Consider the following 4,126-nt stretch of genomic DNA (forward strand, 5'->3'; position numbering starts at 1 on the left):
GGGCAGGGATGAGGTCATGGGGGCTCCCTGGAACGGGGGGACTTCCAGGGTTATACGCCGGATACCCCTCCGGACTCGAACCCCGGTAGGGTGGTGCCGCCATGGCCGGACGCGTCTTCTTCTTCCTCCAGCACGCTACGTATGAGCCGGCGTTCCAGGCCGCCTCCATGGGTATCACCGCGGCGGCGATGGGCGACGAGGTGTACTTCGTCTTCGCCTTCGATGCGCTGCGGCAGCTCGTGAGCGGAGGCTTCGGCCTGCCACACGGTGAGCGTGAGCGCGAGGAGTTCGCGCGGGCGGAAGCACTGGGAGTCCCGCCTCCAGCACGCATGCTGGAGGAGGCGCGAGCCCTGGGCGCGAAGCTCATCGCCTGTGACACCACGGTGCGCATCTGCGGCTTTGCTCCGGAAGCGCTGGAGCGCACGTTGGACGAGGTGATGGGGCTTGCCTCGTTGTGGCGGCTGACCCAGGGAGCACGCACGCTCACGCTGTAGCCCGCCCGCCTGCCCTCCGGTCGGATGAGGATGTCGTCCACGACGTCTACCCTCGAGGGTGAGCGCATCCCGTCGGGTGACGACACGTGGGACCTGAACGTGAACGCGAACGGGGCGCGCGCTTCAGGTGCGCCACCTGCCAGGGCATCGAGTCGCCCTCGCCAGTGGACATCGAGGTGCGGGCAATCCGCCAGCGCTAGACTGGCGGCTCGCGGGGCGGCTTTACCCGGCGCGGAGCGAGGATTATAGGTCCGTCGCTCCCCGGTCGGGTCGCACCCCCATGAAAGCCACCCTCCTCTCGCGCTCCGCCTCCATTCCGTCCACCCGGCGTCTCGTCGAGGTGGGCCGCGCGCGGGGCCACCAGATGAGGGTGCTCAACCCGCTCCGGGTGCAGATGCACTTGGACGGGGGCAGCGCCACCCTCTACTACGACCGCAAGAAGCTGGCGCCCACGGACGTCGTCATCCCGCGCATCGCCCAGTCCATCAACACCTATGGCCTGGCGGTGGTGAACCAGTTCGCGCTGGCGCGCGTGGCGCTGGTGAATCACGCGCAGGCCATTGCCCAGTCGCGCAACAAGATGCGCTCGCTGCAGCTGCTGTCCGCGCACGGTATCGGCATCCCGGCCACGGTGATGGCGCGTGATGCGGCCCACCTCAAGGAGATGGTGGGCCTGGTGGGCGGCGTGCCCGTGCTGGTGAAGCTGCTGCAGGGGCAGGAGAAGCACGGCGTCATGGTGTGCGAGAGCCTCCAGTCCCTGGAGGCCGCGCTCGAGGCGGTGCTGGGCCTGGGGCACAACCTCGTCATGCAGGAGTACGTGAAGAGCTCCGGCCAGGACGTGCGGGTGCTCGTGGTGGGCGGAGAGGCGGTGGCGGCGGTGCGCCGCAGGCCACGGCCCGGGCGTCTGGCGCACACCCTCAACAAGGGGGCGCGGCTGGAGGCCATCGACCTGTCTCCCGGCCAGCGCGCCACCGCGGAGAAGGCCACCCGGCTGGTGGGGCTGGAGGTGGCGGCGGTGGACATGCTGGACGTGCAGGGCCAGCCCAAGGTGTTCGAGGTGAACAGCTCTCCCGCGCTTCCGGAGATGGAGGCGGCCACCGGCATGGACCTGGCCACCCTCATCATCTCCCGCGCGGAGGCGCTGGTGGCCGGCGCGCCCCGGGTGTCCGTCCCGGACCTGACCCCTCCGGCGCCTCTTCCGGTGCCCCCCGCGCCCCCGGCCTCGGCCTCCGGGCGGAAGGGGAACGGACGCGCGACGAAGGCGGGTGTGGGCGGGGGTTGAAGAGAAAGGCGGCCCCCAACGTCCCGGGGCGTGATACGGAACATCCGTTTCCAGGAGGACATCCATGCTGCGCATCTCCCGCTTCACTTCCGTGGCCACCGTGCTGGCGGCCCTGGCCTGGACGGCCCCGGCGCTCGCCAACGAGGTGGACCCCACCTCTCTCTATGAGGTGAGCACCGAGGGGACCTCCACCCAGGTGAAGGCGGGGGAGAAGGGCGTGTTCGTGCTCTCCATCAAGACGAAGGAGGGCGCCCACGTGTCCGAGGAGGCCCCCCTGAAGCTGGACGTGAAGGGCACCCAGCTGACGCCCGCGAAGGAGAAGCTGGGCCGCGAGGACTCGGTGTCGAAGAAGGCCGCGGGCCAGGAGTTCGTCGACCCGCGCTTCGAGGTCCCCTTCACCACCGCCTCGGCGGGGAAGGGCACCGTGGACGCGAAGCTGACCTTCTTCATCTGCACGGAGAAGATCTGCGCCCGCCAGCAGAAGACGTTCTCCCTTCCCGTCGAGGTTCTCTAAGTGGCGGCCCGAGAGCGTCCTTCCAAGAGCCGTGGCGAAACGCGCGGCGGTGGCGAGCGCCGTGAGCGCGGTGGTGGCGAGCGCGGCGGCGAGCGCCGTGAGCGCAGCGGTGGCGAGCGCCGTGAGCGCGGCGGTGGCGAGCGCGGCGAGCGCCGGGCCAGCGAGCGGGAGGAGTTCCGCGGCGGCGAGCGCGAAGAGCGGCGGGGCGGCGGGGATTCCTCCCAGCGTTTCGTCTACGGGGTGAACCCGGTCCTCGAGGCCCTGCGGGCGAAGCCCGAGGAGGTCGACCGGCTCTACCTGGTGGAGGGGCAGCTGGGCGCCCGAGCGGCGGGTGAGCTGCTCAGCCGGGCGCGCGACGCCGGCATCCGGGTGGAGAAGGTGACCCGCGAGCGCATGGCCTCCATGGCCGAGGGCGGCGTGCATCAGGGCGTGGTGGTGGAGCTGCGGGGCTTCCGGTACGTGGAGGTGTCGGACGTGCTGGCCGCCGCGAAGGCCAGCGGCCAGCCGCCCCTGGTGGTGGTGCTCGACGGCATCCAGGACCCGCACAACCTCGGCGCCATCATCCGCTCGGCGAACGCCCTGGGCGCGCACGGCGTGGTCATTGCCAAGGACCGGGCGGTGCAGGTGACGGGGACGGTGGCCAAGGCGTCGGCGGGGGCGGTGGAGCACACCCTCATCGCCCGCGTGGTGAACGTCTCCCGGGCCCTGGAGGAGTTGAAGGAAGCCGGCGTGTGGGTGGCGGCGGCGGACGTGGACGCCAAGGAGCCCATGTGGAGCGCCCGGCTCGACGGGCCCCTGGCCCTGGTGGTGGGGGCCGAGGGGGCAGGCGTCCGGGAAGGTGTCCTGAAGCACTGCGACTTCCGCCTCAGGATTCCGATGGCCGGTCAGGTCAGTTCACTGAATGCGTCCGTTTCGGCCGGCATTCTGCTATATGAGGTCGCCCGCCAGCGGGGGAGCACTCCCGTCCGGTAGCCGCCAGCCAGGATCAATGTCCTTGACTTGGGGGAAGGGGACTTCTAAAAGGGCGCCCCTCTCAAGGCGGCAGCGGGTGGTCAACGAAGCCGTTGAAGTCGAAGCCGAGAGTTGGTAGCGAGCAGTAGCCGGATGAGTGCCGGTGTAGCTCAGTCGGTAGAGCAACTGATTTGTAATCAGTAGGTCGCGGGTTCAAGTCCCGCCGCCGGCCAAGCAGGATGGGGCCGCGGACGAGGGCCCGAGACAAGCAGTCCAGATGTGGTAGGTGAAAACAGAATACGGAGGGATACCCAAGCGGCCAAAGGGAGCAGACTGTAAATCTGCCGGTTCACGCCTTCGGTGGTTCGAATCCACCTCCCTCCACTCGGCAATGCGGGAATAGCTCAGTTGGTAGAGCGTCAGCCTTCCAAGCTGAATGTCGTGGGTTCGAGTCCCATTTCCCGCTCCAACCGTTGTAGTCCACAGCATCGCCAAGCCCTGATAGCTCAGTTGGCAGAGCGCATCCTTGGTAAGGATGAGGTCACCAGTTCAATCCTGGTTCAGGGCTCCATTTTTCGAGGAGTGTCATGGCCAAGGAGAAGTTCGACCGTAGCAAGCCCCACGTGAACATCGGCACGATCGGACACGTGGACCACGGCAAGACGTCGCTGACCGCCGCCATCACCAAGGTGCTCGCGAAGTCCGGTGGCGCCACGTTCATGGCGTACGACCAGATCGACAAGGCGCCGGAAGAGCGCGAGCGCGGCATCACCATCTCCACCGCGCACGTGGAGTACCAGACGAAGAACCGTCACTACGCGCACGTCGACTGCCCGGGCCACGCCGACTACGTGAAGAACATGATCACGGGCGCGGCGCAGATGG

The 4,126-nt window shown here is 68.6% G+C and carries 5 protein-coding genes and 4 tRNA genes; all 9 read left to right on the plus strand.

Annotated elements, in window-relative coordinates:
• Positions 1 to 101 precede the first annotated feature (101 nt).
• Positions 102 to 494, plus strand: a complete 393-nt coding sequence (locus HG543_RS51990; RefSeq protein ID WP_169352422.1) for a DsrE family protein — start codon at positions 102 to 104, stop codon at positions 492 to 494.
• A gap of 280 nt (positions 495 to 774) precedes the next feature.
• Complete coding sequence (locus HG543_RS51995) at positions 775 to 1,776, plus strand: ATP-grasp domain-containing protein (RefSeq protein ID WP_169352423.1); 1,002 nt, start codon at positions 775 to 777, stop codon at positions 1,774 to 1,776.
• Between the two features lie 64 nt (positions 1,777 to 1,840).
• Positions 1,841 to 2,290, plus strand: a complete 450-nt coding sequence (locus HG543_RS52000; protein WP_169352424.1) for a hypothetical protein — start codon at positions 1,841 to 1,843, stop codon at positions 2,288 to 2,290.
• On the plus strand, positions 2,291 to 3,262 hold the full coding sequence (gene rlmB, locus HG543_RS52005) for a 23S rRNA (guanosine(2251)-2'-O)-methyltransferase RlmB (RefSeq protein WP_169352425.1): 972 nt from the start codon (positions 2,291 to 2,293) through the stop codon (positions 3,260 to 3,262).
• A gap of 138 nt (positions 3,263 to 3,400) precedes the next feature.
• A tRNA-Thr gene (locus HG543_RS52010) sits at positions 3,401 to 3,473 on the plus strand.
• A 69-nt stretch (positions 3,474 to 3,542) separates the two neighbouring features.
• Positions 3,543 to 3,625: transfer RNA gene (locus HG543_RS52015), tRNA-Tyr, on the plus strand.
• A gap of 9 nt (positions 3,626 to 3,634) precedes the next feature.
• A tRNA-Gly gene (locus tag HG543_RS52020) sits at positions 3,635 to 3,710 on the plus strand.
• Positions 3,711 to 3,736: 26 nt separating this feature from the next.
• Positions 3,737 to 3,812, plus strand: a tRNA-Thr gene (locus tag HG543_RS52025).
• Positions 3,813 to 3,828: 16 nt separating this feature from the next.
• On the plus strand, positions 3,829 to 4,126 hold a 298-nt coding region (locus tag HG543_RS52030; RefSeq protein WP_246357120.1), incomplete at its 3' end, for a GTP-binding protein.

This window comes from Pyxidicoccus fallax (assembly GCF_012933655.1).
In the GTDB taxonomy this organism is placed as follows: Bacteria; Myxococcota; Myxococcia; order Myxococcales; family Myxococcaceae; genus Myxococcus; species Myxococcus fallax.